The sequence below is a fragment of the Bradyrhizobium sp. SZCCHNR3119 genome (genome assembly GCF_032487775.1).
Taxonomy (GTDB): domain Bacteria; phylum Pseudomonadota; class Alphaproteobacteria; order Rhizobiales; family Xanthobacteraceae; genus Bradyrhizobium.
In genome coordinates, this window is the sequence record NZ_JAUEUV010000001.1 from 2,041,265 (window position 1) to 2,065,698 (window position 24,434).

At 64.4% G+C, this 24,434-nt stretch carries 26 protein-coding genes, 1 tRNA gene and 1 riboswitch; of the genes, 16 read left to right on the forward strand and 11 right to left on the reverse strand.

Translation table 11 applies throughout. The features are described from left to right. Window positions 1–6 precede the first annotated feature (6 nt). Window positions 7–933, reverse strand: a complete 927-nt coding sequence (locus QX034_RS09650; protein ID WP_316195340.1) for a class I SAM-dependent DNA methyltransferase — start codon at window positions 931–933, stop codon at window positions 7–9. Window positions 934–992: 59 nt separating this feature from the next. On the opposite strand from QX034_RS09650, the gene QX034_RS09655 reads away from it, so the two are divergent. From QX034_RS09655 to QX034_RS09675, 5 genes are all read left to right on the forward strand, one after another. After that, a complete protein-coding gene (locus tag QX034_RS09655) occupies window positions 993–2,033 on the forward strand; it encodes a ligase-associated DNA damage response exonuclease (RefSeq protein WP_315728337.1) in 1,041 nt (346 codons plus the stop codon). Next, on the forward strand, window positions 2,030–3,907 hold the full coding sequence (locus tag QX034_RS09660; RefSeq protein ID WP_316195342.1) for an ATP-dependent DNA ligase: 1,878 nt from the start codon (window positions 2,030–2,032) through the stop codon (window positions 3,905–3,907). Before QX034_RS09655 ends, QX034_RS09660 begins: the two co-directional genes overlap by 4 nt. Before the next feature lie 107 nt (window positions 3,908–4,014). Next, window positions 4,015–4,320 (forward strand): DUF6460 domain-containing protein, encoded by a 306-nt coding sequence (locus QX034_RS09665; protein ID WP_315730349.1) that lies wholly within the window; start codon window positions 4,015–4,017, stop codon window positions 4,318–4,320. A gap of 13 nt (window positions 4,321–4,333) precedes the next feature. After that, window positions 4,334–5,068, forward strand: coding sequence for an MBL fold metallo-hydrolase (locus tag QX034_RS09670; protein ID WP_316195344.1), 735 nt, complete (start codon window positions 4,334–4,336; stop codon window positions 5,066–5,068). Between the two features lie 141 nt (window positions 5,069–5,209). After that, window positions 5,210–6,472 (forward strand): MATE family efflux transporter, encoded by a 1,263-nt coding sequence (locus QX034_RS09675; protein ID WP_315703179.1) that lies wholly within the window; start codon window positions 5,210–5,212, stop codon window positions 6,470–6,472. Window positions 6,473–6,525: 53 nt separating this feature from the next. On the opposite strand, the gene QX034_RS09680 is transcribed toward QX034_RS09675, so the two are convergent. Together QX034_RS09680 and QX034_RS09685 are read right to left on the reverse strand one after the other, a co-directional pair. Then, on the reverse strand, window positions 6,526–7,620 hold the full coding sequence (locus tag QX034_RS09680; RefSeq protein WP_315702783.1) for a quinone-dependent dihydroorotate dehydrogenase: 1,095 nt from the start codon (window positions 7,618–7,620) through the stop codon (window positions 6,526–6,528). Beyond that, window positions 7,617–7,961 (reverse strand): DUF952 domain-containing protein, encoded by a 345-nt coding sequence (locus tag QX034_RS09685; protein WP_315702782.1) that lies wholly within the window; start codon window positions 7,959–7,961, stop codon window positions 7,617–7,619. Before QX034_RS09685 ends, QX034_RS09680 begins: the two co-directional genes overlap by 4 nt. A 285-nt stretch (window positions 7,962–8,246) precedes the next feature. On the opposite strand from QX034_RS09685, the gene QX034_RS09690 reads away from it, so the two are divergent. Both QX034_RS09690 and QX034_RS09695 read left to right on the forward strand, forming a co-directional pair. Further along, window positions 8,247–9,005, forward strand: coding sequence for a carbonic anhydrase family protein (locus tag QX034_RS09690; RefSeq protein ID WP_315702781.1), 759 nt, complete (start codon window positions 8,247–8,249; stop codon window positions 9,003–9,005). A gap of 164 nt (window positions 9,006–9,169) precedes the next feature. Next, window positions 9,170–10,111, forward strand: a complete 942-nt coding sequence (locus QX034_RS09695; RefSeq protein WP_315702780.1) for a 2-dehydropantoate 2-reductase — start codon at window positions 9,170–9,172, stop codon at window positions 10,109–10,111. Window positions 10,112–10,138: 27 nt separating this feature from the next. On the opposite strand, the gene QX034_RS09700 is transcribed toward QX034_RS09695, so the two are convergent. The 6 genes from QX034_RS09700 to QX034_RS09725 form a co-directional block, all read right to left on the reverse strand. Beyond that, entirely contained in the window at window positions 10,139–11,782 is a 1,644-nt protein-coding gene (locus tag QX034_RS09700; RefSeq protein ID WP_315702779.1) for a lysine--tRNA ligase, read from the reverse strand. 195 nt (window positions 11,783–11,977) lie between these two features. Beyond that, a complete protein-coding gene (locus QX034_RS09705; protein WP_315702778.1) occupies window positions 11,978–12,886 on the reverse strand; it encodes a transporter substrate-binding domain-containing protein in 909 nt (302 codons plus the stop codon). A 98-nt stretch (window positions 12,887–12,984) separates the two neighbouring features. Beyond that, window positions 12,985–13,584, reverse strand: a complete 600-nt coding sequence (locus tag QX034_RS09710) for an SCO family protein (protein WP_315702777.1) — start codon at window positions 13,582–13,584, stop codon at window positions 12,985–12,987. Between the two features lie 18 nt (window positions 13,585–13,602). Continuing rightward, window positions 13,603–13,797: a hypothetical protein gene (locus QX034_RS09715; RefSeq protein ID WP_315702776.1), complete on the reverse strand. Its 195-nt coding sequence runs from the start codon at window positions 13,795–13,797 to the stop codon at window positions 13,603–13,605. 109 nt (window positions 13,798–13,906) lie between these two features. After that, complete coding sequence (locus QX034_RS09720) at window positions 13,907–14,431, reverse strand: hypothetical protein (protein ID WP_315703178.1); 525 nt, start codon at window positions 14,429–14,431, stop codon at window positions 13,907–13,909. Window positions 14,432–15,018: 587 nt separating this feature from the next. After that, a complete protein-coding gene (locus QX034_RS09725; protein WP_315702775.1) occupies window positions 15,019–15,432 on the reverse strand; it encodes a hypothetical protein in 414 nt (137 codons plus the stop codon). 135 nt (window positions 15,433–15,567) lie between these two features. On the opposite strand from QX034_RS09725, the gene QX034_RS09730 reads away from it, so the two are divergent. Next, window positions 15,568–15,933 (forward strand): nuclear transport factor 2 family protein, encoded by a 366-nt coding sequence (locus QX034_RS09730; RefSeq protein WP_315702774.1) that lies wholly within the window; start codon window positions 15,568–15,570, stop codon window positions 15,931–15,933. A gap of 269 nt (window positions 15,934–16,202) precedes the next feature. Continuing rightward, window positions 16,203–18,065: an AMP-dependent synthetase/ligase gene (locus tag QX034_RS09735; protein WP_315703177.1), complete on the forward strand. Its 1,863-nt coding sequence runs from the start codon at window positions 16,203–16,205 to the stop codon at window positions 18,063–18,065. Window positions 18,066–18,091: 26 nt separating this feature from the next. On the opposite strand, the gene QX034_RS09740 is transcribed toward QX034_RS09735, so the two are convergent. Continuing rightward, window positions 18,092–18,165: transfer RNA gene (locus QX034_RS09740), tRNA-Gly, on the reverse strand. Between the two features lie 231 nt (window positions 18,166–18,396). Here QX034_RS09740 and QX034_RS09745 point away from each other — a divergent pair. The 6 genes from QX034_RS09745 to QX034_RS09770 all read left to right on the forward strand — a co-directional run bounded on the left by QX034_RS09745 (window position 18,397) and on the right by QX034_RS09770 (window position 21,729). Beyond that, the gene (locus QX034_RS09745) at window positions 18,397–18,822 is read left to right on the forward strand and encodes an SPW repeat protein (protein WP_315702773.1); all 426 of its coding nucleotides are present in this window, start codon (window positions 18,397–18,399) and stop codon (window positions 18,820–18,822) included. Window positions 18,823–18,958: 136 nt separating this feature from the next. Then, window positions 18,959–19,531, forward strand: a complete 573-nt coding sequence (locus tag QX034_RS09750; protein WP_315745193.1) for a methylated-DNA--[protein]-cysteine S-methyltransferase — start codon at window positions 18,959–18,961, stop codon at window positions 19,529–19,531. A gap of 9 nt (window positions 19,532–19,540) precedes the next feature. Continuing rightward, window positions 19,541–20,380, forward strand: coding sequence for a helix-turn-helix transcriptional regulator (locus QX034_RS09755; RefSeq protein ID WP_315702771.1), 840 nt, complete (start codon window positions 19,541–19,543; stop codon window positions 20,378–20,380). Between the two features lie 51 nt (window positions 20,381–20,431). Further along, complete coding sequence (locus QX034_RS09760) at window positions 20,432–20,791, forward strand: VOC family protein (RefSeq protein WP_315745195.1); 360 nt, start codon at window positions 20,432–20,434, stop codon at window positions 20,789–20,791. A gap of 15 nt (window positions 20,792–20,806) precedes the next feature. Further along, window positions 20,807–21,205 (forward strand): SRPBCC family protein, encoded by a 399-nt coding sequence (locus QX034_RS09765; RefSeq protein WP_315745196.1) that lies wholly within the window; start codon window positions 20,807–20,809, stop codon window positions 21,203–21,205. Continuing rightward, complete coding sequence (locus tag QX034_RS09770; RefSeq protein WP_315702768.1) at window positions 21,202–21,729, forward strand: hypothetical protein; 528 nt, start codon at window positions 21,202–21,204, stop codon at window positions 21,727–21,729. The genes QX034_RS09765 and QX034_RS09770 overlap by 4 nt, the downstream gene beginning before the upstream one ends. An 18-nt stretch (window positions 21,730–21,747) precedes the next feature. On the opposite strand, the gene QX034_RS09775 is transcribed toward QX034_RS09770, so the two are convergent. Next, the gene (locus tag QX034_RS09775; protein ID WP_315702767.1) at window positions 21,748–22,854 is read right to left on the reverse strand and encodes a 2'-deoxycytidine 5'-triphosphate deaminase; all 1,107 of its coding nucleotides are present in this window, start codon (window positions 22,852–22,854) and stop codon (window positions 21,748–21,750) included. A 113-nt stretch (window positions 22,855–22,967) separates the two neighbouring features. Then, a riboswitch (SAM riboswitch) is annotated at window positions 22,968–23,047 on the forward strand. Window positions 23,048–23,120: 73 nt separating this feature from the next. Between QX034_RS09775 and QX034_RS09780 the strand changes: the two genes are divergently transcribed. Beyond that, on the forward strand, window positions 23,121–24,323 hold the full coding sequence (locus tag QX034_RS09780) for an O-succinylhomoserine sulfhydrylase (RefSeq protein ID WP_315702766.1): 1,203 nt from the start codon (window positions 23,121–23,123) through the stop codon (window positions 24,321–24,323). The last annotated feature ends 111 nt before the right edge of the window (window positions 24,324–24,434 follow it).

Sequence of the window (24,434 nt, forward strand, 5' to 3'; positions counted from 1 at the left end):
AACAACTCAAGCTTTCGTCGCGACCACAACGAGGCCGCGCACCGGCACTTGATCTTCCGTGCGCGGGCTCGCCGGCACGAGATGTGAAAGCGTCAATCCCGCTGACGCGGTCGCATTGCGGATATATTCCGCAGCGTGGGCATAACGCAGCCCACCGCCCATGATCACGCCATCCCCGTCGTGAGACTCGACGGTAAAGGCAAGCAGACCGCCGGGCATGAGCACGCGCTGCACCTGCTGCAGAACCGGCGCGAGCTCGCCGACATAGACCATCGCGTCGGCTGCGAGCACGAGATCGGCGCTTGCATCCCGCTGCCTTAGCAAGGCCGCGGTCATGTCATCGACGTCGAGCTCGGCATAGAGGCCGGTGGCTCGGGCCTGCTCGATCATGCCCGGAGACAGATCGACGCCGATGAACGTATCGACATTCTTGGCGAAAGCCGCAGCGCCGAGGCCGGTGCCACAGCCGAGATCCACGGCGCGTTTGAAAAAGGCGGTCTTCTTCTGCGCCGCGCGCACCGAAAGCACCGCCTTGAACAGGATCTCAGGCGCGCAGTAGTGCAGCCGCTCGATCAGCTCCTGTTCGAAGCGCGGGGCGTATTGATCGAACAGCGATTGCACATAGGCCTTGGGCATGTCCGAAAGCGGCTTGGCGCCAAGACGCATCAAGCGCACGCTGGCGCCGTGACGATCATCCGGATCGGCGACACAGGCCTTCTGAAAGGCAGCGATCGCCGCATCGGCTTCGCCCATGTCGTCCCGGATTTCCCCCAATGCAAACCAGGCGGACGCGAAATTCGGCGCCACCTCGAGCGCCTGCTCCAGCACCTCGGCCGCGGCGGCGAGATCCCCCTTCAGCTGCAGGTCACGCGCGAATTCATAGCGGCGATCGGCGATCAGATCGCCGGAGGACAGGAACAAGCGGCCGGGCATGACGGAACTGAGTTGAGGCGGTCTCGATTGATGCATCGAGGTTCCTATATATGATCGACATGCGCCCGCAAGACATCCTGATGCCCGTCCCCGCCGGCCTGTGCTGCAAGGCCGGCGGCTTCCATATCGATCCGACGCGACCGGTCGAACGTGCCCTGATCACCCACGGCCATTCCGACCATGCCCGCGCCGGCCACGGTGCGGTGCTGGCCACGCAGGAAACCCTCGACATCATGCGGCTGCGTTACGGCGATCATTTTGCCGGCTCGACGCAGGCGATACGCTATGGGGAGACGATCAAGCTCGGCGATGTCACGGTCAGCTTCCACCCGGCCGGGCACGTGCTGGGCTCGGCCCAGATCAAGGTATCGTGCAAGGATACCTGCATCATCGCCTCCGGTGACTACAAGGATGCGCGCGACCCGACCTGCGCACCCTTCGAGCTCGTGCAATGCGATGTCTTCATTACCGAAGCAACGTTCGGCCTGCCGGTGTTCCGGCATGGCGATGCCGCGGCGGAGGTGAAAAAGCTGCTGGCATCCGTCGCACTGTTTCCGGAGCGCGCCCATCTCGTCGGCGCATACTCGCTTGGGAAAGCCCAACGTGTGATCGCGCTGATCCGCGAGGCCGGCTACGATGCGCCGATCTATCTGCACGGCGCGATGGAGAAGATTACCAGCTACTATGAGGCACAGGGCGTCCCGCTCGGCGAGTTGCGTCCCGTGAAGGGCAGGAAGAAGGCCGAGCTTGCCGGCACGATCACGCTGGCGCCGCCGAGCGCGACCTCCGATCTGTGGACCCGGCGCTTTCCCGATCCGGTCACGGCCTTTGCGTCCGGATGGATGCGGGTGCGCGCCCGCGCCCGGCAACGCGGCGTGGAGCTGCCGCTGGTGATTTCGGACCATGCCGATTGGGACGGGCTGACTGCGACCATTGCGGCGACCGGCGCCCGCGAGGTCTGGGTCACGCATGGGCAGGAAGACGCGCTGGTGCATTGGTGCCGATCGCAGGGGCTCGCCGCACGGCCGCTCGATCTCGTCGGCTATGGCGATGAGGAAGAGACCGAGGTGCTGACAGCGGCAGAGGAAGCAGAGGCATGAACCGCTTTGCCGAACTGCTCGACCGTCTCGCCTACGAGCCCGGGCGCAACAACAAGCTGCGCCTCATCACGTCCTATTTCCGCGAGGTCGAGGATCCCGATCGCGGCTATGCGCTGGCGGCGCTGACCGGCGCGCTGTCGTTCAAGCACGCCAAGCCCGCACTGATCCGCGACCTCATTGCCGCCCGCACCGACCCGATGCTGTTTGCGCTGTCCTATGATTATGTCGGCGACCTCTCCGAGACGGTGGCGCTGATGTGGCCGAAGGGCGATCATGGGCAATCTTTCCTGAGCCCTCCTCCCCACCCCTCCCCCGCAAGGGGGGAGGGAGCCGCGTTGCGTGCGGAGTTTCCATCTCGGACAATTTCGAGCACGGGCTCGACCAACACGCATTCCGCCTCGATCACTGCTCTCACCGTTCCCTCCCCCCTTGTGGGGGAGGGTCAGGAAGGGGGGTACCGCGAGTCCGATGCGAGTGAAGAACCGCGGCCACCCCACTTCCACAACAGCCCTCCGCCACCGACTCTCACCGACGTCGTCACCACGCTGCGCACGCTCGGCAAGACCGACCTGCCGCGGCAGCTGGCGCGGTGGCTCGACGAACTCGATGAGACCGGACGCTGGGCGTTGCTGAAGCTCGTCACCGGCGCTCTGCGGATCGGCATCTCCGCGCGGCTCGCCAAGACCGCGGCCGCCGCGCTCGGCGACAAGGACCCGCACGAGATCGAGCTGATCTGGCCCGGCCTGTCGCCGCCTTATCTGGACCTGTTCGCCTGGCTCGAAGGCCGCGGCGAGAAGCCGGAGAACCGTGATCCCGCACCGTTCCGCCCGGTGATGCTGGCCCATGCGCTGGAGGACGAGGACTTCACCAATATGGATCCCACTGACTACATCGCGGAATGGAAGTGGGACGGCATCCGCGTCCAGGCCGTCAGCGGACGTGACCCACAAGGCCACATGGTCACGCGGCTCTATTCGCGCAGCGGCGAGGACATCACCGGCAGCTTCCCGGACCTCTTGCCCTCGCTGCATCTGCCGGCCGCTATCGACGGCGAATTGCTGGTGCTTCGCGACGGCCGTGTGCAGAGCTTCAACGTGCTACAGCAGCGGCTGAACCGGAAAACGGTCTCGCCGAAGCTGCTGAAGGAGTATCCCATCCATCTGCGTGCTTACGACCTGCTGGCCGACGAGGAGAACGACCTGCGCGAACTGACCTTCGCCGAACGCCGCGAGCACCTTGAAGCCTTCGTCAAGCGGCTCGACGATATCAGGCTCGATCTGTCGCCGACCATTGCGTTTGCAAGCTGGGGCGAGCTGAAGGCGGCACGCGCCAATCCCGCCGCGGCCGGCGCAGGGGAGGACGCCGACGCGGTCGAAGGCGTCATGCTGAAGCGGCGTGACGCGGTCTATCTGCCGGGCCGGCCGAAGGGACAATGGTGGAAGTGGAAGCACGATCCCGATATCATCGACGCCGTGCTGATGTATGCGCAGCGCGGCCACGGCAAGCGCTCATCCTACTACTCCGACTACACGTTCGGCGTTTGGACCGCAGGCGATGACGGCGACCAGTTGGTGCCGGTCGGCAAGGCCTATTTCGGCTTCACCGACGAGGAGCTATTGCAGATCGACCGCTTCGTCCGGCGCAACACGGTCGAGAAGTTCGGCCCGGTGCGCGAGGTCGTGCACGAGCCCGACCAGGGGCTGGTCCTCGAGGTCGCCTTCGAGGGACTGCAGCGTTCGGCGCGGCACAAATCCGGTATCGCCATGCGCTTTCCGCGCATCAACCGGCTGCGCTGGGACAAGCCGCCGCGCGACGCCGACCGGCTGGAGACGTTGGAGCGGATGCTGAAGGCGGAAAGCGCGGCCACACCGTGATCCCGCATTAAAAGCCGGTAAGCCGCTTGCGGCGACACGGCGGGTTCCCCACCTGCTCGGCGTTGCCTATAATGGGCTTCACGCATTTGTTCCCAGGAGACGATGGCATGTCGAACGACGTCAGGGATTATCCGGCTCGCAGCAGCCAGGATGGCCTCTACCGCTTTCTCGGCGGCTCGCCGCTGTCGGTCGCTTTCCGGCTCATTCTCCTGTCGGTCCTGGTCGGTGTCGTGCTGTCGGCGATCGGCTTCGATCCGCTCAACATTCTCAACAGCATTCGCCTCCTGGTCCGGCGGCTCTATGAGCTCGGCTTCGACGCGATCAACTGGCTTTGGCGCTATTTCCTGCTCGGCGCCGTCATCGTGATCCCGATCTGGCTCCTGTCGCGCATCTTTACGCCGCGCGGCAGGTGAGGGATCGTTGCCGATGCAGCTCCGCTTTGTCGGCTGCGGCGATGCCTTCGGCTCCGGCGGCCGCTTCAACACCTGCTTCCATCTCACCGGCGAAAGCACCAACCTGCTGATCGATTGCGGCGCTTCGTCATTGGCGGCGCTGAAGCGGCTCGACATCGTCCGCAACGATGTCGAGCTGATCCTGATCACGCATTTCCATGGCGATCATTTCGCCGGCCTGCCCTTCTTCCTGCTGGATGCGCAATTTTCGCACCGAACGAAGCCGCTCGTCATTGCCGGCCCGACGAGCATCGCAACGCGTCTGACGCAGGTCATGGAGGCGCTGTTCGAGAATTCGTCCAAGACTCGGCAGAAATTCGAACTCTCGGTCTTGAGCCTCGAACCCGAGCAGACAGTCCGCTTCGGCGAGGTCGCCGTGACGCCTTACCCCGTCGTCCATGGCGAATCCGGCGGTCCGTTCCTGGGCTACCGGATCGAGGCTGAAGGCCGCATCGTCGCCTACAGCGCCGACACCGAGTGGACGGATACGCTGGTTCCGCTTGGGCGGCAGGCCGACCTGTTCATTGCCGAAGCCTATACTTACGACAAGGCCGTCAAGAATCATCTCAGCCTTGCCACCTTGGAAGCGCATCTCGACGAGATCCGTCCCAAGCGCCTCGTCCTCACCCATATGAGCGACGACATGCTGTCTCGCCTGGACGCGCTGCCCTACACAGCCGCGCATGACGGCATGAGCATCGCGCTCTAGCGGCGGTAGGGAATCGCCGATAAACGAGCGCTCGCGCCGCAAGAGTCCGGCGAACGAACAAGCGAGCGTCCATTGCATTCCCCGGGACTCACAAAGTCCAACGTGACCAGCGCGCAGGTATTCGCGATCGCGGGCCCGGCCATGGTCGCAAACCTGACCACGCCGCTGATCGGCATCGTCGCGACATCCGCGATCGGACGTCTCGGCGAAGCCAGCCTGCTCGGCGGCGTCGCCATGGCTTCCGTGATCTTCGATTGCCTGTTCTGGCTGTTCGGCTTCCTGCGGATGAGCACGCTCGCCTTCACCGCGCAAGCGCTCGGAGCTGGCGAACGCGACGCATTGCAGGTGGTGCTGGTGCGCGGTCTCGCACTCGCTACGGGGATCGGCAGCATCCTGATCGTGCTGCAATTGCCGCTCTTCGGCGTGCTTTTCAGCGCGATGGGCGGAAGCGAGGCGGTGACCCGCGCCGGCAGGACCTACTTCACCATCCGCATCTGGTCATCGCCGCTCGCCCTCGCCAATTACGTCGTGCTCGGCTGGCTGATCGGCCAGGCCCGCGCGCGGCTGGCGCTCGCGGTACAGATCGCCATTAACCTGACCAATGTCGCGGTGACCTTGCTCCTCGTCCTGGTGCTGGACGCCGGGATCGCCGGGGCCGCGATCGCCGCCGTGGTCGCGGAAGCGGTCGGCCTCATCCTGGGCGTCGCATTGGCGCGACGGCTGTTGCCGGACGGCATCGCGCTATCGCGGAAGGCGCTGCTCGACGGCGACGGCGTGAGGCGGATGCTCGCGGTGAACCGCGACATCATGATCCGCACCGCAGCGCTGATCACGGTGTTCTTGTTCTTCAATGCCCAAGGCGCGCGCGCCGGCGATATCACATTGGCTGCCAACGCGGTGCTGAACAATTTCCTCCTCGTCAGCGCCTTCTTTCTCGATGGTCTCGCCAACGCCGCCGAGCAGCTCTGCGGCTACGCCATCGGCGCCCGCGACCGGCGCGCCTTCAGCGGCGCGACCCGGCTGATCCTCGCCTGGGGTTTTGGCTTCTCGCTCATGGTCAGCACGACCCTGGCCTTGTTCGGCCCGGCGCTGATCGAGCTGATGACGGCGAGTCCTGCTGTGCGCTTCGCCGCCCGCGACTTCCTCGTCTTCGTGATCGTATCGCCGCTGCTCGCGGTGTTCGCCTTCGCGTTTGACGGAATCTATATCGGCGCGACCTGGGTGCGCGACATGCGCAACCTCATGATCGCGTCGCTCGGCATCTTCCTGCTTACCTGGTTCGCACTGCGCAGCACCGGCAACACCGGGCTATGGTTCGCCTTCCTCGCTCACTACGCCGCGCGCGGCGGTTTGCAGGGCCTGCGCTATCCGGCGCTGATGAAGGCATCGTTTGGGAAGGCCTGAACTCTCGCCATCTCCAGCGCTTGTCGGGGAATGGCAGCGGAATAGGACGGAGGCTAAACTGGCCAATCTTCCGCAGTAATGGTCGCCGCGTCGGCACCGACGATCTCCGACAGCGACTCTCGTCCGGTGCGCAATAAGGTCGAGGCGAGGTCGGCCTTGATGCTCTCGATCAAACCCAGCCCTTTATAGACCAGCGACGAATAGAGCTGGATCAGGCTGGCCCCGGCACGAATCTTGGTCAGCGCCGCGCCGCCGGAATCGATGCCACCGACCCCGATCAGCGGAAACGCGCCCTCCGCGCGCACGAACGTCTCTGCGACCATCCGCGTCGACAACCGGAACAGCGGCCGTCCGGACAGCCCGCCCTGCTCCTTGGCCCGCACCTGCTCACGCAGGCTCTTGGGCCGCGACAGCGTCGTGTTGGAGACGATCATGCCGTCGACCTTCCGCGAACGCGCAACATGGACCACGTCGTCGAGCTCGGCGAGGCTGAGATCGGGCGCGATCTTCAGCAGCACCGGCGTATCGCCCGCCTTCGCCTTCACGCGATCGCGCGCCTCCAGCACTTTGGCCAAGAGATCGTCGAGTTGCGCTGCCTGCTGCAGGTTGCGCAGGCCCGGGGTGTTGGGTGAGGAGATGTTGACCGTGAAGTAGCTCGCGACCGGCGCGAAGGTCTCGATCAGCCGCACATAATCGGCCACACGGTCCGTGGAATCCTTGTTGGCCCCGACATTGACCCCGACGATGCCGCCCTGATGAGCGCGGCCGGCAAGCCGCCGCAGCACGAGCTCAGCGCCGTCATTGTTGAAGCCCATCCGGTTGATCACCGCTTCGTCCCGCTCCAGCCGGAATAGCCGCGGCCGTGGATTGCCGCTCTGCGGCTTCGGTGTCACCGAGCCGATCTCGACGAAGCCAAAGCCGAGCCGCAGCAGCGCGTCCGGCACCTCGGCGTTCTTGTCGAAGCCCGCGGCCATGCCGACCGGGTTGGGAAAGTTCAGCCCAAAAGCGCGCACCGCCAGCTTGGGATCGTCAGCACGCGGCCGGATCGCCGGCAGCAGCTTCAGGCCCTGGATCGCCAGCCGATGCGCATCCTCGGCATCGAGCCAGCGCAGCAGCGGTAATGACACGGTATCGAAGGCGCGAATCACGGCACGAGCCCGGAAATGTCGTGGGTGCCGTCCGGACGCGCATGCATCTGGTGCACCGCGGTAACCGCGACGAGATCGAGCTCGCCATAGAGATGCGGAAACAGCTCGTCATTACGCGAAGGCTCCCAGCGCAGGCGATCGCCGAGGGTATCCGCCTCGACCTCAACCAGGAACAGCGCCGTCTGCCCGAAGAAATGCTTGCGCGCCGTCTCCGGCACCTGCGCCGCGGTGGAAAAATGGATGAAGCCATCGCGCAGATCATCCGCGCTGCCGCGATAGACGCCCTGCCGCTCGGCCTCGCGCCAGGCAGGCGCGGGACAGATCTTGTAGATTTTGGGCATCTCGCAGCGGTCCTGCCGGGGGTGTTGAGTTCGTTGACGTTTTCGCCGAGCCGGGACCGTATCGGCAGGTGCGACCGAACTCAAGAACCGTTTGGCCGGGTGGCCGCCCAAAAACGCTCGCAGAGATTGTCCCCTGTCCTCACCATGGCGGGAGGACGAGGATGGCACGATCAGCAAAGATTAACGCGTTTCATGCGTTCCTGGGACCGGCGATTCGCCCAATGGCGGGCCCCGCTGATGTCGCCCCCTTTATTTTTTTCATCACACTTCGTCCGGAGATTGCCCATGAACCGTCGTCACGCATTGAAGGCCCTTGCCGGCCTCGCGCTCTGCCCCGTCTGCGCCACGCCCGGCTTCGCAGCGGAAGGCGAACATTGGAGCTATGAGGGCAATACCGGCCCTGCGAAATGGGGCGACCTCGACGCGGCCAGCAAGGTCTGCGCGGTCGGGACCCAGCAATCCCCGGTCGATATCGAAAACCCGACCAAGGCCCGCCTGCCGAACCTGAAACTCTCCTGGGGCAAAACCGCGGAGACCATCGTCAACAACGGCCATACGATCCAGCTCAATTTCGCCGACGGCAGCAGCACGCTGAAGCTCGATGACACCACCTACAAGCTGCTGCAGGTGCATTTCCACCGGCCGAGCGAACATCAGATCGGCGGCAAGAATTTTCCGATGGAAGCCCATTTCGTGCACCGGGCTGCGTCGGGCGGCCTCGCCGTTGTCGGTGTGCTGATGACCACGGGACGTCCCAATCCTGCCTTTGCGCAGATCGTCGCGACGATGCCGCAGCAGGAAGGGCCCGCGATCAAGGCGGATGCCCGCATCAACCCGAATGCGCTGTTGCCGATGCGGCGCTCATATTATCGCTACGCCGGCTCGCTGACGACGCCGCCTTGTTCGGAAGTCGTCGAGTGGCTGCTGCTGACCGATCCGATCGAGGTCGCGGAGGCGGATGTGGCGAAATTCGCAAAGCTCTATCCGATGAACGCGCGCCCCGTGCAGCAACTCGACCGTCGATTCGTGCTGCAGATGATCTGAGCCAAGCGGCTTCGCCCAGGCGGCCAGCGCTGCGCTCGTCAATCGCTCCACTGGCCGCCTGCGTAGTCACCCAGCTGTGAGTGCGGTTGGCTGAAATTGCCCTCGAATTCCCGTCGGGATTCGCGACGATACCCCTCCGGAATGCAATGGGAGGGCCGCGCGACATGGCAAGCACTGGAGATTCTGAACGGACGGTGGTGGCCGTGATCGGTCTCGGCAGCATCGGTGGCGTGATCGCGGGACAGCTGGCGGCGCTCGATCGCCACGACGTCATCGCCTGTGTCAGGCGGCCGATCGACCGCCTCGTCGTCGAGCACTCGGAAGGAGCGATTGAGGTCCCGATCCGCTCACTGACCGATCCTGACCAAGGCAAGCCGGTCGATTGGGTTCTGCTGTGCACGAAGACGCAGGACACCGAAACCGCCGCAGCCTGGCTGCAGCGCCTCTGCGGTCCCGGCACCCGCATCGCGACCCTGCAGAACGGCATCGGACATGCGGACCGGCTGGCGCCATTCGTCGGAGATGCGGCCGTGGTACCGACCATCGTCTATTACAACGGCGAACGCCTCGCGCCTGATCGCGTGCGCCTCCGCCGCGCCGGCAACCATGAATTTGCGGTCAGCGATGACGAAGACGGCCGCGCTTTCGCCGCACTGCTCGACGGCACCGGCATGCGAATTCTCGTGACCTCGGATTTCAAGACGCTGGTCTGGCGCAAGCTGCTGCTCAACGCGATGGCCAATCCCGTCACGGCGCTGACCTTGCAGCGACAGGCGGTGTTCCGGCGCGGTGACGTGAAGGCGCTGTGTCTCGATATTCTGAAGGAAGCCGCAGCCGTGGCGCGTGCCGCTGGCGCGCGCTTTCCGGACGATGAGCCGGAGCAATTGTTGGCAACGCTCCTCACCTATCCGCCTGAGGCCGGCACTTCGATGTATTTCGACCGGATCGCCGGCCGGCCGCTCGAAATCGAGGCGCTAACAGGCGCCGTGGTCGCGGCCGGCGAGCGGCACCGGATTCCGACACCGATCAACCGCGTGCTGCTGACGCTCGGCCGCGCCGTGAGCGACGCACCGGCGCGGATGACGCTGACAGTGCCCGGGACCTGACATCAAGCGCCGGTACGGTCCCTGCGACTACGCCGAGCGCGCCAGCGCGCCGTCGATCATGGCAACGGCATTGGCGATGCCGTACACGGCAACGAAGGAGCCGAAGCGCGGCCCCTTCTCCTGGCCGAGCAGCACCTGATAGAGCATGTTGAACCAGTCGAGCGAGACGCCGGGACGGCCGTCCTTGCCCTTCTTGGCGTGATCGAGGAACGGCTCGCGGCGGCCGATCTCATAGACCACGTTCTGGATCTCCTCGGCAGGCGCATCAGCCGGCAGGTTCGACAGCGCATCGCGCAGGTCCTGCAGCGCGGCGCGCTCGCTCTCGGTCGGCTCGCGGAACACCTTCGTCGGCGCGACGAAATCGCGGTAGTAGTTGATGGCATAGCCGACCATCGCATCCAGCTTCGGATGCGTCTGAGGCGTCACGCCGGGGCGGTAGCGGCCGATGAAGCCCCACAAGGTCTCGGCATTCTCCGCATTCGACGACGACACCAGCGTCAACAGCAGCTGGAAGGTGACGGGCATATCAGCCTTCGGCGGATGGCCGGAATGGATGTGCCAGACCGGATTGCCGAGCCGCTGCTTGGCATCCTGGCGCGGAAAGCCCTCCAGGAACTGCTGATACTCGTCGACATTGCGCGGAATCACGTCGAAATAGAGCCGCTTCGCCGCCTTCGGCTCGCGATACATGAACAGCGACAGCGATTCCGGCGAGGCGTAGCGCAGCCATTCGTCGATGGTGAGCCCGTTGCCCTTGGACTTCGAGATCTTCTGCCCCTTCTCGTCGAGGAACAGTTCGTAGTTGAAGCCCTCCGGCGGCGTGCCGCCGAGCGCCGCGCAGATCTTGCCCGACAGCTTCACCGAGTCGATCAGGTCCTTGCCGGCCATCTCATAGTCGACGCCGAGCGCATGCCAGCGCATTGCCCAATCCGGCTTCCACTGCAGCTTGCAGTGTCCGCCCGTCACCGGCAACGTGACACGCTCCTTTGTCTCCGGGTCGTCGTAGGAGATCGTGCCCGCCTTCACGTCATGCTCGACGATCGGCACGTAGAGCACGAGCCCGGTGCGCGGGCAGACGGGGAGGAACGGCGAATAGCTCGCTGCCCGCTCCTCGCGCAGGGACGGCAGCATGATCGCCATCACTTTCTCCAACCGTTCCAGCATGCGCAAAAGCGCGGCGTCGAAACGGCCCGACATGTAGTACTCGGTCGATGAGGCGAACTCGTAATCGAAGCCGAACCGGTCGAGGAAGGCGCGCAGCCGCGCGTTGTTGTGCGCGCCGAAGCTGTCATGCGTGCCGAACGGATCGGGCACCTTGGTCAAGGGCTTGCCGAGATGCTGCGCGAGCAGCTCCTGGTTCGGCACATTGTCCGGCACCTTGCGCAGGCCATCCATGTCGTCGGAGAAGGCGAGCAGGCGGGTCTTGATCTTGTCTTCGGTCAGCACGCGGAAGGCATGGCGCACCATGGTCGTGCGCGCGACCTCGCCGAAGGTGCCGATATGCGGCAAGCCCGAGGGACCGTAGCCGGTCTCGAACAGGACCTCGTCTTTCGGGTGCTTCTTCAGCCGCGCCACGATCGCTTTCGCCTGCTCGAACGGCCAGGCGTTGGATTGTTCTGCGAGCGCACGCAGGTCGCTCGGGCTCATGGTGACGAGGTCGATCGTGGACATCTGAAGTACCGGCTTCCAAAAGAGCAGAAAATTAACACAAGCGTCATCGCGAGCGAAGCGAAGCCATCCAGCCTCGAAGGGCATCTGGATGGCTTCGTCGCTCCGCTCCTCGCAATGACGGGGGAGCGCAGCGACATTCTTGGCCGTCATTCCTGGGCGGCGCGAGCTTCGCGTGCCCCCGAATGACGTCCGTGATCAGAACGGACTGATCGAGAAATAGCGCAGCCACAGATCAGTATAGCGGCCCTTTTCCCAGACCCGGAACAAGGCCCAGTTCAGCGCCTGCCGCAACAGATCGTTGCCCTTGCGGACCGCGATCCCGACGCCCTCGCCGAAATAGCGGCTTTCGACAAAGGGACCACCCGAGAAGGCGCAGCAATCGGCCGAATCGGTGCCGTTGATCCAGAACGCCAGCGATATGCCATCGCCGAAGATGAGATCGACCTCGCCGCGGCGTAGCGCCTGGCGCAGGGCTTCGTCATTCGGATAGGACTTGATCTCGGCGTCGGTGAACATCGCCTTCAGATAGGCCTCATGCGCCGAACCGGCGACGGCACCGACCTTCTTGCCTTCGAGATATTCCGGCCTGATATCCGTCATCACCGCGTCCTTACGCGACACGAACCGCGCCGGCGCGCGGTAATACGGATCGGAAAAATCCACCCTGGCGCGCATCTGGGGCGTCACCGCGATGGAGGCGATGATCGCGTCGCCCTTGTTGGAGGCGAGCGCATCGAGCAGGGTGTCGAACCGGCGCATCTGAATGGTGCAGGTCACCTTGATCTCGTCGCAGATCGCCCGCGCCAGATCGACGTTGAAGCCGGCCGGGTTACCGTCAGGGCCGGTAAAGTTGAACGGCGGATAGTCGGTTTCGGTCAGGAAGCGGATCACAGTCAGGCGCGACAGATCCGGCCGTTCTGGCCGTCGCCTGGGGTCCCAGAAGCCGGGCACCGCCTGCGGCGCGGCCTCCACCGGTGGCTTGGGCAAGGTCTGGGCGCAGGCCTGCCGGCTGCCGGACGCCAGCACGACGCAGACGACCACGACCGCCATAAGGGCGCAGCTCGACAGAGAATGGTATGCGCGTTGGAACAAGGTCGTCAGCATCGGCGATATCGGGGATCACCGGCCTTATAGACCATCTTGTCGCATTTTCGAGGGCTGATTGCGCGGCCGGAATCGGGCTCGTGCGGCGTTAACCGGACCTAAAGGTATTTCTTGAGCTCGGATGCGGCTTCGTCCGGGGTCCGCTTCAGGTTGAAGGGGGCGACGAACCGGCCGTCGTGGTCCATCAGATAGACCAGGGCGGTATGATCCATCGTGTAATCGCCGTCCTTCAGCGGCACCTTCTTGGCGTAGACCCGGTATTCCGAGATGACCTTGGCCATCACTTCGGGGTCTCCGGTCAGGCCCCTCAGGTGTGGATCGAAGCTCGAGAGATAATCCTTCATTGCCGACGGCGTGTCGCGCTCGGGATCGACCGAGATGAAATAGGCATTCACCCGGTCGGCATCCTGGCCCATCGCCCGCAGCACTTCGGATATCTCGAACAGCGAGGTCGGACAGACGTCCGGGCAGTGCGTAAAGCCGAAAAAGATCAGCGTCGGGCGCCCCTGCAGGCTCTTTTCAGTGACCGTCTGCCCGTTCTGGTCGGTCAGCTGGAACGGACCGCCGATCGCGGCCGGTGCGGCGATGTTCCGACCTCCGCCCATGACCAGAAACAGCAACGCGAACCCGACCAGCAGGCTGGCAGCGAAGGCGCCGACGATCACCAGCGGACGGGCCGCGCTACGCTCGATGCTCATGACGGCTTCACCTCCGACTCAGAAACAGGCCTCAAGGCCGGAGACGATCGTCTCGAAGAACACAGCGGTTCCATACCGGGCCCACAGCACCACTGCGCCCGCGACCAGACCGACGGCTACGATGCCGGCGGCAAGCCCGGCCGCTTGCGCTCCGCGCCGCGCGCCAGGGAGTGTCGACGGCATCTGTTGTGGCGATGAAACGGGCTGGATCATGGCGTGCTCGCAAGACCGATGCCTGAGATCATCGGCCGCTGCCCCCGAGATAGGCCCGCCAAGCCCCCGGGGCAAGCGTCACGGATCACGTCGTGCTGAACGAGCCCGATTAGTGGGATGCCGACGCCTTGGCCGCCGCCGGCGAGAGCGCCGGCACGTTGGGCGCGGTGCCCTGGGGCGCGCGCGATGAGGCCTGGGCGTCCATGTAGCAGGGCCGATACATCGTCTGCAGCTCCCTCCCCCGCAGGAAGATCATCCGTGGGGTGAGGCCGCCGCGCTGGGAGATCCAGCGCCGGATCGGTGACGGATACATGGAATAGAGCATCTGGGTGGCTTCCGGGTTGGTGACGGCCCGGCCATTGGAACCGAAATCCCAGGCCGCATGGAAGCCGAGGCTGGCATGGGAGGTGACGCAAATCCTGTCATGGGGGATCGCACCGAGAACGATCGTGCAGGCCGACGCGCAGAGCCCATCAATGATGACGTATTCCCCCGAAGACCGCAGGCCCTGGTATTTGTCGACGTAGGTTCCAATCCGGCCACCACGGTCATCGGCAATGCGGACCACGGCTTGACTGGCGCTCATCCCCGCCAGCAAGAGGACAACCGCAAGCAACCCCGTCAAAAATTTCATGTCGAGCCCCAGTTCAATCCCGTCGAAACCGATCTGACCGACTGTGATGCGCTTCTTGTGCTGCGTGGACCGCAACGGACTTAAATTCGCTTGCCGCTCCCCAGAGCGGTGCACGAAGCCAAATCCCGATCGCACGTGCAGCGTGTTTCGAGATCATGGTTTTGTCCAGGACAGCTCTGTGGCTCACAGTAAATTCAGCTCAAGTGTTGCAGCCTCGCTGCACCTTGAGCTTGTCGTGGCCTGACGGGCTCGCGGTCGGGTTCCCCAGTGTCGGCGATCGCAGGGTCTGAGCGTCCCAAGAAGGCTGGCCTACTTCGACGGCAGATAGCCATGTCGCGGTCGCAAAAAAGCCCCGGGTTCTCCCGGGGCTTGCTTTGGTCGACAATCCGTTCCGCGCCCTTGCCGCCGTGGCCGGCGCGACCCTTTAGTCGCAATCGCGCTCGTGGATGATGATCCTGCTGTCGGGCTCCACACGCTCTTCGTCACGAAGCACGTTGGTGCGCTCGTCCGCCTCATCGGACCGACGCTTGGTCCGAAGATCGCAGCGAAACGATCCGCGCCCAGATGCGGCGCTCGATCGAGCAAGGCTAGTTATCCGGCAGCCGGATGCTCGCACCAAACGTGATTCGCGACGCGTCGTCCGAGGTCAGCTGAATCTGCTTGTCCGGCAGCGCCTGATAGCTGCCGTCGTCACTCTTTCTTAACGCGTATTGCCAAACCGTTAACGGCTGTCCTTGCGCCAGCGCCTGCTGAAGGCGGCTGGCACGGAAGCCCGGCAGTCTGAAAAGATCATCGCGCATCATGCCGATCATGGTCGGGCTATCGCCCCGACGCAGTTCGAAAAACACCATATGATTGGGCTTTTCCGGCGACTTCAACACGGTGTCGGCCGCAAACAGCGCAAGACAAAGTCCGACAGCGATCCATCTCCATGTGTCGGGTCTCATCAGTCGTCGTCCTTTGCGGCCAAGCATCACGGCACGATTTACATGCGCGCGCATCAAATAGTCTCCGTATTATGGAGCGGCAACTTACAGTTTCGTTATCGCGGCCGCGATGACCTGCGACGTAATCGCATATGTGTGCGGGAAGCGCGATGATCACACCATTCTCGCTTCACAAGATGGAGAGCACCGATGACCGATACCGCTGCGATCGCAAACGCCTACATCACGCTCTGGAACGAGCGCGCGCCACAGAGGCGGCGCGACCTGCTTACCTCCAACTGGACCGAGGATGCCGTCTATGTCGACCCCTTGATGCGCGGCGACGGCCACGACGGCGTCGATGCACTGATCGCAGGCATCCAGACGCGCTTTCCTGATTTCCGATTCCGTCTGATCGGTCAAGCCAACGGCTTTGGCGACAACCTGCGCTTCTGCTGGGGCTTGGGCCCGGATGGCGCCGATTGTCCGATCAAAGGCACCGATTTCGCCGAACTCAAGGACGGTCGTATCCGCCGTATCACCGGCTTCCTCGATCAGGTGCCCGACGGCGTCTGAGGTCCACCCATTATTGGACCGATCGTGATGGACTGCGGCCGCTACCTGGACCCCGGGGGCGGCCGCAAGGCTTTGCGCAGAGCGTGACAGCACGGTGCCTCCAATACCGCTCCTTTTATGCAAGTGCTTGGCTCCCATGTCGGAGATGAATGGCCGGACCGCTCCCGCTTGCGCTAGGTCAACATCAAGGCCACGGCCCTGCAAGAACTTGAGCTTCAAGCCGAGCGCCGCATCATTTCGAGGCAAGCGTGCAAGTCGAGACAAAACCGATCGCCCATTCATCCGAACCGGCTGACGATATCGACGGATTTTCCGGTGTCAGGACGCTGCCCGAATTGCTGCACTGGCGCGTGCGCCTGACGCCGGACAAGGAAGCCTATCGGCAGTTCGATCCGGACCAGGGCCGGTGGATGAGCTTCTCCTGGCGCGAGATCGACCGCGAGTTCGATCGCTTCAGGCGCGCGCTCGCCGCCGAAGACCTCGGCAAAGGTGAACGCCTTGCGATCCTGATGCCGAACGGGATCGCACATGTCGCGATGGATCAAGCGGCGCTGTCGCGCGGCCTGGTCCCAGTGCCGATGCACGCGATCGATAACCCGGACAGCATCGCCTACATCCTCGCAGACTCGGGCGCACAATTACTGTTCGTGGATTCCGGCGCGCGCTGGAACGAGATCGTAGCGGTCGGCGATGCGCTTCCGACTCTCAGGCGAGTCGTGTGCGCGACTCTCGAGTCCACGCCGGAGCTTGCGAAGACCGACCCGCGCGTCATCAGCTTGGACGCTTGGCTTGCCGCCGCAGCGCCGACCGCCTTGCAGCCTCAAGAGGTTGCGGCGCAGCCCAGCGATCTTGCCGCCATCGTCTACACCTCGGGCACGACCGGGCGGCCGAAGGGCGTCATGCTCTCGCACCATAACGTCGTGGCGAATCTCAAGGCCATCCACCAGCTGCTCTCAGCCGAGCAGGACGATGTCTTCCTCTCGTTCCTGCCGCTGTCGCATACTTTCGAGCGCACCTGCGGCTATTATTATCCGATCGCGCTCGGCGCCTGCGTCGCCTATGCGCGTTCTGTGAAGCAGCTTCCCGAAGACCTGATCGCGGTGCGGCCGACGCTTCTGATCTCGGTGCCGCGAATCTATGAGCGCATCTATTCGCTGGTGCTGCATCATCGCGCGAGCGCCGGGCCGGTCGAGCGCGCCTTGCTCGATCTGACGCTCTCGATCGGCGGCCGGCGCTTCGATGCGCGCCAGTCCGGGGGCAAGGCCGCGTCATTGTTGGACCGTTTGGCGTGGCCGCTCCTGAACCGGCTCGTCGCCACCACCGTGCTCAAGCAATTCGGCGGACGCCTGCGCGTGGCCGTCAGCGGCGGCGCACCGATCGCCGAACCCGTGGTGCGGCTTTTCCTCGCGCTTGGGCTGGACGTGCTGCAGGGCTATGGGATGACCGAGACATCGCCCGTTGTCGCCGTCAACACGCCGGACGACAATGATCCACGCACGGTGGGACGCGCACTGCCGGGCATCGAGGTCAAGCTCGGCCAAAATGACGAGCTCCTGGTCCGCGGCCCCAGCGTGATGCTCGGCTATTGGCGCAAGCCGGAGGAAACCACCCGGGTCAAAGAGGCCGACGGCTGGCTGCATACCGGCGATCAGGCCCGCATCGAGAGCGGGCGCATCACCATCACTGGCCGGATCAAGGACATCCTGGTCACCTCGACCGGAGAGAAGATCGCCCCTGCAGATCTCGAAACCGCGATTCTGACCGACCCACTGTTCGATCAGGCGCTCGTCATCGGGGAAAATCGCCCATTCCTGGCCGCTCTCGTCGTGCTTAACCCAAAGGGCTGGGCCGAGCAGCAGAAGAAGCTCGCCGTGCATGGCCTGCGAGGCCCGGAGGTCGAGGCGGCGTCGCTGCTTCGGCACATCGCCCGCACCGTGAAAAGCTATCCGGCCTATGCGACGCCGAAAGCGGTGTGGTGGACGCTCGAGCCCTGGACCATCCATGCCGGACTGATCACCCCGACGCTCAAGAACAAGCGCCCGGCGCTGGAGCGCCACTTCGCCAAGGAGATCGACGCCATGTACGCCAAACGGCCGGGAGCGGACAAGCCGCTGTCCGGGCCCAAAGGCTAGGCCGGTCAGGGCCATCCGGGGCAAATTGGAGCGGGCGAAGGGAATCGAACCCTCGTATGCAGCTTGGGAAGCTGCCGTTCTACCATTGAACTACGCCCGCGCAGGCCCATGATTAGCCGAGACCGCGCTCTCCGCCAAGCGGCTTGTTGGCGGCGCGAACTTCTGCCCTTTCGAACACCCGGCGGCGGGACAGACGCCCCGCCGATCGCCTGATCTTGATCCGCCACATTACGAGGCGCTGGAACCAAAGTGGGACGCGGCGCTTGTGTAGCGTGAGGCCGTAAGCGGCTCTGTGTCATTGCCGCGATCGGCCGGGCACGGAGCCATATCCATGATCAGCCCCCTCATCGCCCGCAAGACCCGGGCCACGCTGTGGAGCCCATCGGCGCTCGACCTCTACACTTTGCTCTGCGGCATCTTCCTGGCGGCCTCCCCGTGGCTGTTCGGCTTCACCCGGGCGTCCGGGCGGCTGGATGCCGAAATCGGTGGCTACGCCCTGATCGCGCTATCCGCCGCCGGCGTCCTCGCCTTCGCAGATTGGGAGGAGTGGCTGAAGCTGGCGCTCGGTCTCTGGCTCATCGCCGCGCCTTGGCTGCTCGGCTTCGTCCACAGCTCCGCGATGCATGTCAGCATCTCGATCGGCCTGATCGTGACCTTCCTGACTCTCCTGGAGCTCTGGCTGGCCCACGACCCGGACTTTGCGGAGGACGCGCGGGCGGCTCGCGCCGCTGAGGCCGGGACATCACATCCAGATTGACACCACGCCGGTGCGGTTTAGCGGTCGCCCCCGATTGAGCCGCGCCCTGTCGCGGCGCATCATGTTTACAACTCGTACAAACCCGATGCGGCCAATCGTGACGAAGATATGATCCGTTCCAGGGTGGGGTGGCGTCATGGGGCGTGGGTATACGATCTTCGATACGGCGATCGGCCGCTGCGGCATTGCCTGGAGTGATGCCGGTGTCGTCGGAGTGCAATTGCCGGAGGCACGCGAGATCGAGACACGCCGGCGGCTATTCAAGCAATTTCCCGAAGCGCGCGAGCTTCGTCCGCCCGAAAATGCCGAACTTGCCATCGAGGGCATCGTCCTCATGCTGCGCGGCCAGCAGGCCGAGTTCGCCGATGTCAGCCTCGACATGACCGGCATCACGCCGTTCAACCAGCGCGTCTACGATTATCTCCGCCGCATCCCGCGCGGCGAAACGCGCAAGCCGGACGAGATCGCAGCCAGCCTGCATGTCACGGGCGCGCTGTATTCGGTCGCACAGGCGCTGACGAGGAATCCATTTCCGCTGATCGTGCCTTGCCATCGCGTGCTCGCCGGAGGAGGGATCGACAGGATCTCGCCCAACTGGGGCGCGATCTCCCAGCGTCGGCTGCTGTCGCTTGAAGGCGCAGCGCCGCAGACCGGCCTCACTTTGTTCGACGCCCTGCTCAAGGTTGATCACTCGCGCGCCGCTCACTAGGTTCGGGGGATGGCAACTTCCATCCTGCTCACTGGCCGTTCGGTTACGGTTTCCGCGTTCCGCTGCACCGCGGCTCCGGGCGAGCGGCCCTATGTCGAGCAGTTCGAAAGCCATTCCGTCTCCTACGTGCGCAAAGGCAGCTTCGGTTGCCACCACCGCGGCCGGTTCTTTGAGCTGGTCGCAGGCTCGGTCCTCATCGGACATCCCGGCGACGAGTTCATGTGTACGCATGACCACGTCTGTGGCGACGAATGCCTGTCGTTCTTTCTCGCACCCGAGCTGGTGCAGGAGATCGGCGGCAGCAAGGACGTCTGGCAGGCCGGCGCCGCACCTCCGCTGCCCGAGCTGATGGTGATCGGCGAACTCGCCCAGGCCGCGGCCGCGGGGAACAGCGACCTCGGCCTCGACGAGATCGGCCACGTGTTCGCCAGCCGGTTCGTTGCAAGCATCTCCGGCAAGCCGGCGAAACCAGCGGCGGCGACCGCGCGTGACCGCCGCCGTGCGGTTGAGACCGCGCTGTGGATCGATGCCAATTCGCATCGTGCCGTCGACCTCGAAAGCGCCGCGTACCAGGCTGGGGTCAGCCCATTCCATTTCCTCAGGCTGTTTGCGGCCGCACTCGGCGTCACCCCGCATCAATACCTGTTGCGCTCTCGGCTGCGCCATGCCGCGCAGAGGCTCAGCGAGGACGAGGCGCCCGTGACCGACATCGCCTACGATGTCGGCTTTGCCGATCTCTCTAACTTCACCCGCACATTCACCCGCGCAGCCGGCGTTTCGCCATTGAAGTTCCGCCAAGCATCAAGGGGCATGCGCAAGATTTTCCAAGAACGCCTGAGCCGCCATTGACTAGGTGATCGCCATGGCGCGCGACCGTTGCGCGCAACATGGAGATCATTGATGTACGATCATGTCGGTTTGCGGGTGAACGACCTTGAGGCAAGCGTGCGGTTCTACACGTCCGTGTTGGCGCCGCTTGGCCATGTGCTGTGCTCAAAGGATGAGACTTCGGCGGGCTTCGGCCCGAAAGGCGCTCCGGCGCTGTGGTTGCACCTCACCAGAGCCGAACGGCATGGCGGCGCACATGTCGCCTTCCGCGCGCCTGATCATGCAGCGGTGAGTAAATTCCACAGCGAAGGGCTCAAGGCCGGCGGAGCCGACAATGGCACGGCCGGACCGCGTCCCGATTACAGCCCGACCTATTACGCCGCCTTCCTGATCGATCTCGACGGCAACAACATCGAAGCGGTCTGCGTTTGAGCGGGAGGACGCATTATGGCATCCATTCACAAGGATATTCCGATTGACGCGCCGGCTGCTGCGGCATGGGACGCGGTGCGCGATTTCGCGGCGGTGCATATACGGCTTGCTCCAGGTTTCGTGCTCGACGCCAAACTCGACGATGATGTGCGTATCCTGACATTCGCCAATGGGAGCGTGGCACGCGAGAGGCTGGTCGACTGCGACGACGCGCGACGACGCCTCGTCTACTCCGTGGCCCACGAGCGCATCACCCAACACAGCGCCTCGGTCCAGATCGTCCCCGATGGCGAAACCCGCTGCCGGATGATCTGGATCACCGACGTGCTGCCGCATGAGATCGCCCCCTATATCGACGGGCAGATGGAGCTCGGTGCGGCAGCCATGCAGAAGGCGCTGGGAGGCAGCTCATGACCACATCGGCATTTCTCGACGCGCTCGGCGCTGACGGTCCGTCTGCCGATCGTGCCGACAAAATGGGCCTTTATGGCCGCTTCATCGGCTCATGGGATCTCGACGTCGTGCATTTCCCCGAGAATGCACCGATGCGGCGGCGCAATGGCGAGTGGCATTTCGGCTGGGTGCTCGAAGGCCGTGCCGTTCAGGATGTCTGGATCGTGCCACAGCGCGGGCAGCGGGACCGCGGCGATGGGCCGGGCCCTTACGGCACGACGCTGCGGATCTACGACACCAGGCTTGACGCCTGGCGCATCCAATGGTCCGAGCCGGTCGGCCAGATCTTTCTGCAGATGATCGGCCGTGCCGAAGGCGACGATATCGTGCAGCTCGGCACCGACGAGAACGGCCGGATGATCCGCTGGAGCTTTCGCGACATCACGGATCATTCGTTTCTCTGGCGTGGCGACAGCTCCACTGACGGGGGAACGAACTGGCGTCTCGTCACCGAGTTCAGGGCCATCCGCCGCAGCCGAACGTGAGCGCGCGCCCGACGTCGCCTACGGCCGGAAATGCTTCGACAGCTTCAGGCCCTGTGCCTGGTAGTTGGAGCCGATGCGCTGGCCATACAGCGCATCGGGCCGCGCCAGCATCCTTTCATAGACCAGGCGCCCGACGATCTGGCCATGCTCGAGGATGAACGGCACCTCGCGCGAACGCACTTCCAGCACCGCGCGGGAGCCCTGCCCGCCAGCACCGGCATAGCCGAAGCCCGGATCGAAGAAACCGGCATAGTGGACACGGAATTCGCCGACCAGCGGATCGAACGGCACCATCTCCGCGGCATAGTCCGGCGGGACCTGGACAGCTTCTTTCGAAGCGAGAATGTAGAATTCGCCGGGATCGAGAATGAGGCTGCCGTCGGGGCGCGCCTTGATCGGCTCCCAGAATTCCTCCACCGCATAACCGCCGCGGCGATCGACATCGACGACGCCCGTGTGGCGCTTGGCACGATAGCCGACAAAACCGCCCGCGTTCTCGCCGGACAGATCGACCGACAGCGCCACGCCGCCGGCCAGATCGGCATCATCGCGATCGACCAGCCGCTCGGCCTGATGCAGCGCATTCAGCTCATCGGCTGACAGCACCGCGTCACGATAGCGGAAGCGGACCTGCGACAGCCGCGAACCTTCGCGCAACAGAACCGGAAATGTCTTCGGACTGATCTCCGCATAAAGCGGTCCGTGATAGCCGGCGCCGATCATGTCGAAGCGGCGGGTGCCGTCGGCGATCACGCGCGTGAACACATCGAGACGGCCGGTAGAACTCTTCGGATTGGCCGCGGCGACGATGTCCTTGGGCAGCGCGAGGCTTTCCAACAGCGGCACGATGTAGACGCAATTGGTCTCGAGCACCGCGCCATCGGCAAGCGAGAATTCGTGCAGCTTCAGTTCGTCGATCCGTTCTGCCACGGTCGCGCCGGGCCCGGGCAGGAAGCTCGCGCGGACGCGGTAAGCGATGTCGCCCAACCTCAAATCGAGGCTGGCCGGCTGGATCTGGCTCTCGACGAAATCATATTCGGGGATGATCAGGCCGGCGTCCGCCATCTGCGCGATCAAGCGATCGGGCAGGATGCCATTGGCATCGGCGGCGAGCGAAAGCGGCAAAACCTGGTCCCTCGTGACTGGCTGGAATATCAGCCCTGCCCCTAAAACATAGGGGTTCTTACGCGTTATCCGATGGCCGGCTTGACGAAAAGGCCGGAGGCGACTAAGAGCACGACTTATCCCGTGGTGATTTGAGCCGGCCGGCTTGCAGCCACGTTAAACAAGTCGCTAAACAGGCCGGGGACCCATGTGATCCCGGCCGTGAGGAGAGCTCTCCCAGGCCGGTTTTTTGTGACCATTTTCCTGATGGTCATGATGGAGGTCATATGTCCAAATCTGCCGCCACCCCCTCGTTGACCCAATACCGCCCCGAGACCCGACTGGTGCATTCCGGCACGCTGCGGTCGGAATTCGGCGAGACTGCCGAGGCGCTGTTCCTCACCCAGGGCTTCGTTTACGCCAGCGCGGAGGAATGCGAGGCCCGGTTCAAGGGCGAGGATCCCGGCTTCATCTATTCGCGCTTCTCCAACCCGACCACGGCAATGTTCGAGCGCCGCATGGCCGAACTCGAGGGCGCCGAGACCGCCCGCTCCGCGGCCACGGGCATGGCGGCGGTGACCACCGCGATCCTGGCGCCGTTGCGCGCCGGCGACCATGTCGTCGCCTCGAAGGCGATGTTCGGCTCCTGCCGTTACGTGGTCGAGGACCTGCTGCCGCGCTACGGCATCGAATCCACCCTGGTCGACGGCCTCGATCTCGACCAGTGGCAGCGCGCGGTCAGGCCGAATACCAAGAGCTTCTTCCTGGAAAGCCCGACCAACCCGACGCTCGACGTGCTCGACATCGGTGCAATCGCCGAGATCGCGCATGCTCATGGCGCGCGGCTGATCGTCGACAACGTATTCGCCACGCCGATCTGGCAGAGCCCGCTGGCGCTCGGCGCCGACGTCGTGGTCTATTCCGCAACCAAGCACATCGACGGCCAGGGCCGCTGTCTCGGCGGCGTCATCCTGTCGTCGGAGGCCTTCATCGCCGAGCACATCCACAATTTCATGCGCCAGACCGGCCCGTCGATATCGCCGTTCAACGCCTGGGTGCTGCTGAAGGGCCTGGAGACGCTCGCGGTGCGCGTCCGCGCCCAGACCGAGACTGCGGCGAAGATCGCCGATGTCCTTGCGAGCCACCCGAAGATCTCGCGGCTGGTCTATCCCGGCCGCGACGATCATCCGCAGGCCGCCACCGTGAAGAAGCAGATGCGCGCCGGCTCCACGCTGGTGGGCTTCGAGGTCAAGGGCGGCAAGGCCGCGGCCTTCCGCGTGCTCAACGCGCTCAAGCTCGCCAAGATCTCCAACAATCTCGGCGATGCCAAGACGCTGGTCACCCATCCCGCCACCACCACCCATCAGCGGCTGACGCCGGAGGCCCGCGCCGAGCTCGGCATCAGCGAAGGCTTCATCCGCTTCTCCACCGGGCTCGAACATGTCGACGACCTGATCGCCGATCTGGATGCGGCGCTGGCGAAAGCGTGATCGCGAAGGGCGAGTAGGGAGTAGTAAGAAACCCCTATTCGCTGCTTGCCCTGTCGATCGAGATCCCGGGCCCGCGCGCGGACGTGCGCCCCGGGATGACGCCTGACGGCG

Bases quoted from the DNA above. Each gene is read 5' to 3' on its own strand.
- QX034_RS09745 (WP_315702773.1), top strand. From the start codon at position 18,397: ATGATCAGCCCCCTCATCGCCCGCAAGACCCGGGCCACGCTGTGGAGC.
- QX034_RS09695 (WP_315702780.1), top strand. From the start codon at position 9,170: ATGGCAAGCACTGGAGATTCTGAACGGACGGTGGTGGCCGTGATCGGT.
- QX034_RS09760 (WP_315745195.1), top strand. From the start codon at position 20,432: ATGTACGATCATGTCGGTTTGCGGGTGAACGACCTTGAGGCAAGCGTG.
- QX034_RS09780 (WP_315702766.1), top strand. From the start codon at position 23,121: ATGTCCAAATCTGCCGCCACCCCCTCGTTGACCCAATACCGCCCCGAG.
- QX034_RS09655 (WP_315728337.1), top strand. From the start codon at position 993: ATGCGCCCGCAAGACATCCTGATGCCCGTCCCCGCCGGCCTGTGCTGC.
- QX034_RS09700 (WP_315702779.1), bottom strand. From the start codon at position 11,782: ATGTCCACGATCGACCTCGTCACCATGAGCCCGAGCGACCTGCGTGCG.
- QX034_RS09755 (WP_315702771.1), top strand. From the start codon at position 19,541: ATGGCAACTTCCATCCTGCTCACTGGCCGTTCGGTTACGGTTTCCGCG.
- QX034_RS09720 (WP_315703178.1), bottom strand. From the start codon at position 14,431: ATGAAATTTTTGACGGGGTTGCTTGCGGTTGTCCTCTTGCTGGCGGGG.
- QX034_RS09770 (WP_315702768.1), top strand. From the start codon at position 21,202: ATGACCACATCGGCATTTCTCGACGCGCTCGGCGCTGACGGTCCGTCT.
- QX034_RS09725 (WP_315702775.1), bottom strand. From the start codon at position 15,432: ATGCGCGCGCATGTAAATCGTGCCGTGATGCTTGGCCGCAAAGGACGA.
- QX034_RS09670 (WP_316195344.1), top strand. From the start codon at position 4,334: ATGCAGCTCCGCTTTGTCGGCTGCGGCGATGCCTTCGGCTCCGGCGGC.
- QX034_RS09730 (WP_315702774.1), top strand. From the start codon at position 15,568: ATGACCGATACCGCTGCGATCGCAAACGCCTACATCACGCTCTGGAAC.
- QX034_RS09675 (WP_315703179.1), top strand. From the start codon at position 5,210: ATGGTCGCAAACCTGACCACGCCGCTGATCGGCATCGTCGCGACATCC.
- QX034_RS09690 (WP_315702781.1), top strand. From the start codon at position 8,247: ATGAACCGTCGTCACGCATTGAAGGCCCTTGCCGGCCTCGCGCTCTGC.
- QX034_RS09705 (WP_315702778.1), bottom strand. From the start codon at position 12,886: ATGCTGACGACCTTGTTCCAACGCGCATACCATTCTCTGTCGAGCTGC.
- QX034_RS09715 (WP_315702776.1), bottom strand. From the start codon at position 13,797: ATGATCCAGCCCGTTTCATCGCCACAACAGATGCCGTCGACACTCCCT.
- QX034_RS09665 (WP_315730349.1), top strand. From the start codon at position 4,015: ATGTCGAACGACGTCAGGGATTATCCGGCTCGCAGCAGCCAGGATGGC.
- QX034_RS09685 (WP_315702782.1), bottom strand. From the start codon at position 7,961: ATGCCCAAAATCTACAAGATCTGTCCCGCGCCTGCCTGGCGCGAGGCC.
- QX034_RS09650 (WP_316195340.1), bottom strand. From the start codon at position 933: ATGCCCGGCCGCTTGTTCCTGTCCTCCGGCGATCTGATCGCCGATCGC.
- QX034_RS09710 (WP_315702777.1), bottom strand. From the start codon at position 13,584: ATGAGCATCGAGCGTAGCGCGGCCCGTCCGCTGGTGATCGTCGGCGCC.
- QX034_RS09765 (WP_315745196.1), top strand. From the start codon at position 20,807: ATGGCATCCATTCACAAGGATATTCCGATTGACGCGCCGGCTGCTGCG.
- QX034_RS09660 (WP_316195342.1), top strand. From the start codon at position 2,030: ATGAACCGCTTTGCCGAACTGCTCGACCGTCTCGCCTACGAGCCCGGG.
- QX034_RS09750 (WP_315745193.1), top strand. From the start codon at position 18,959: ATGGGGCGTGGGTATACGATCTTCGATACGGCGATCGGCCGCTGCGGC.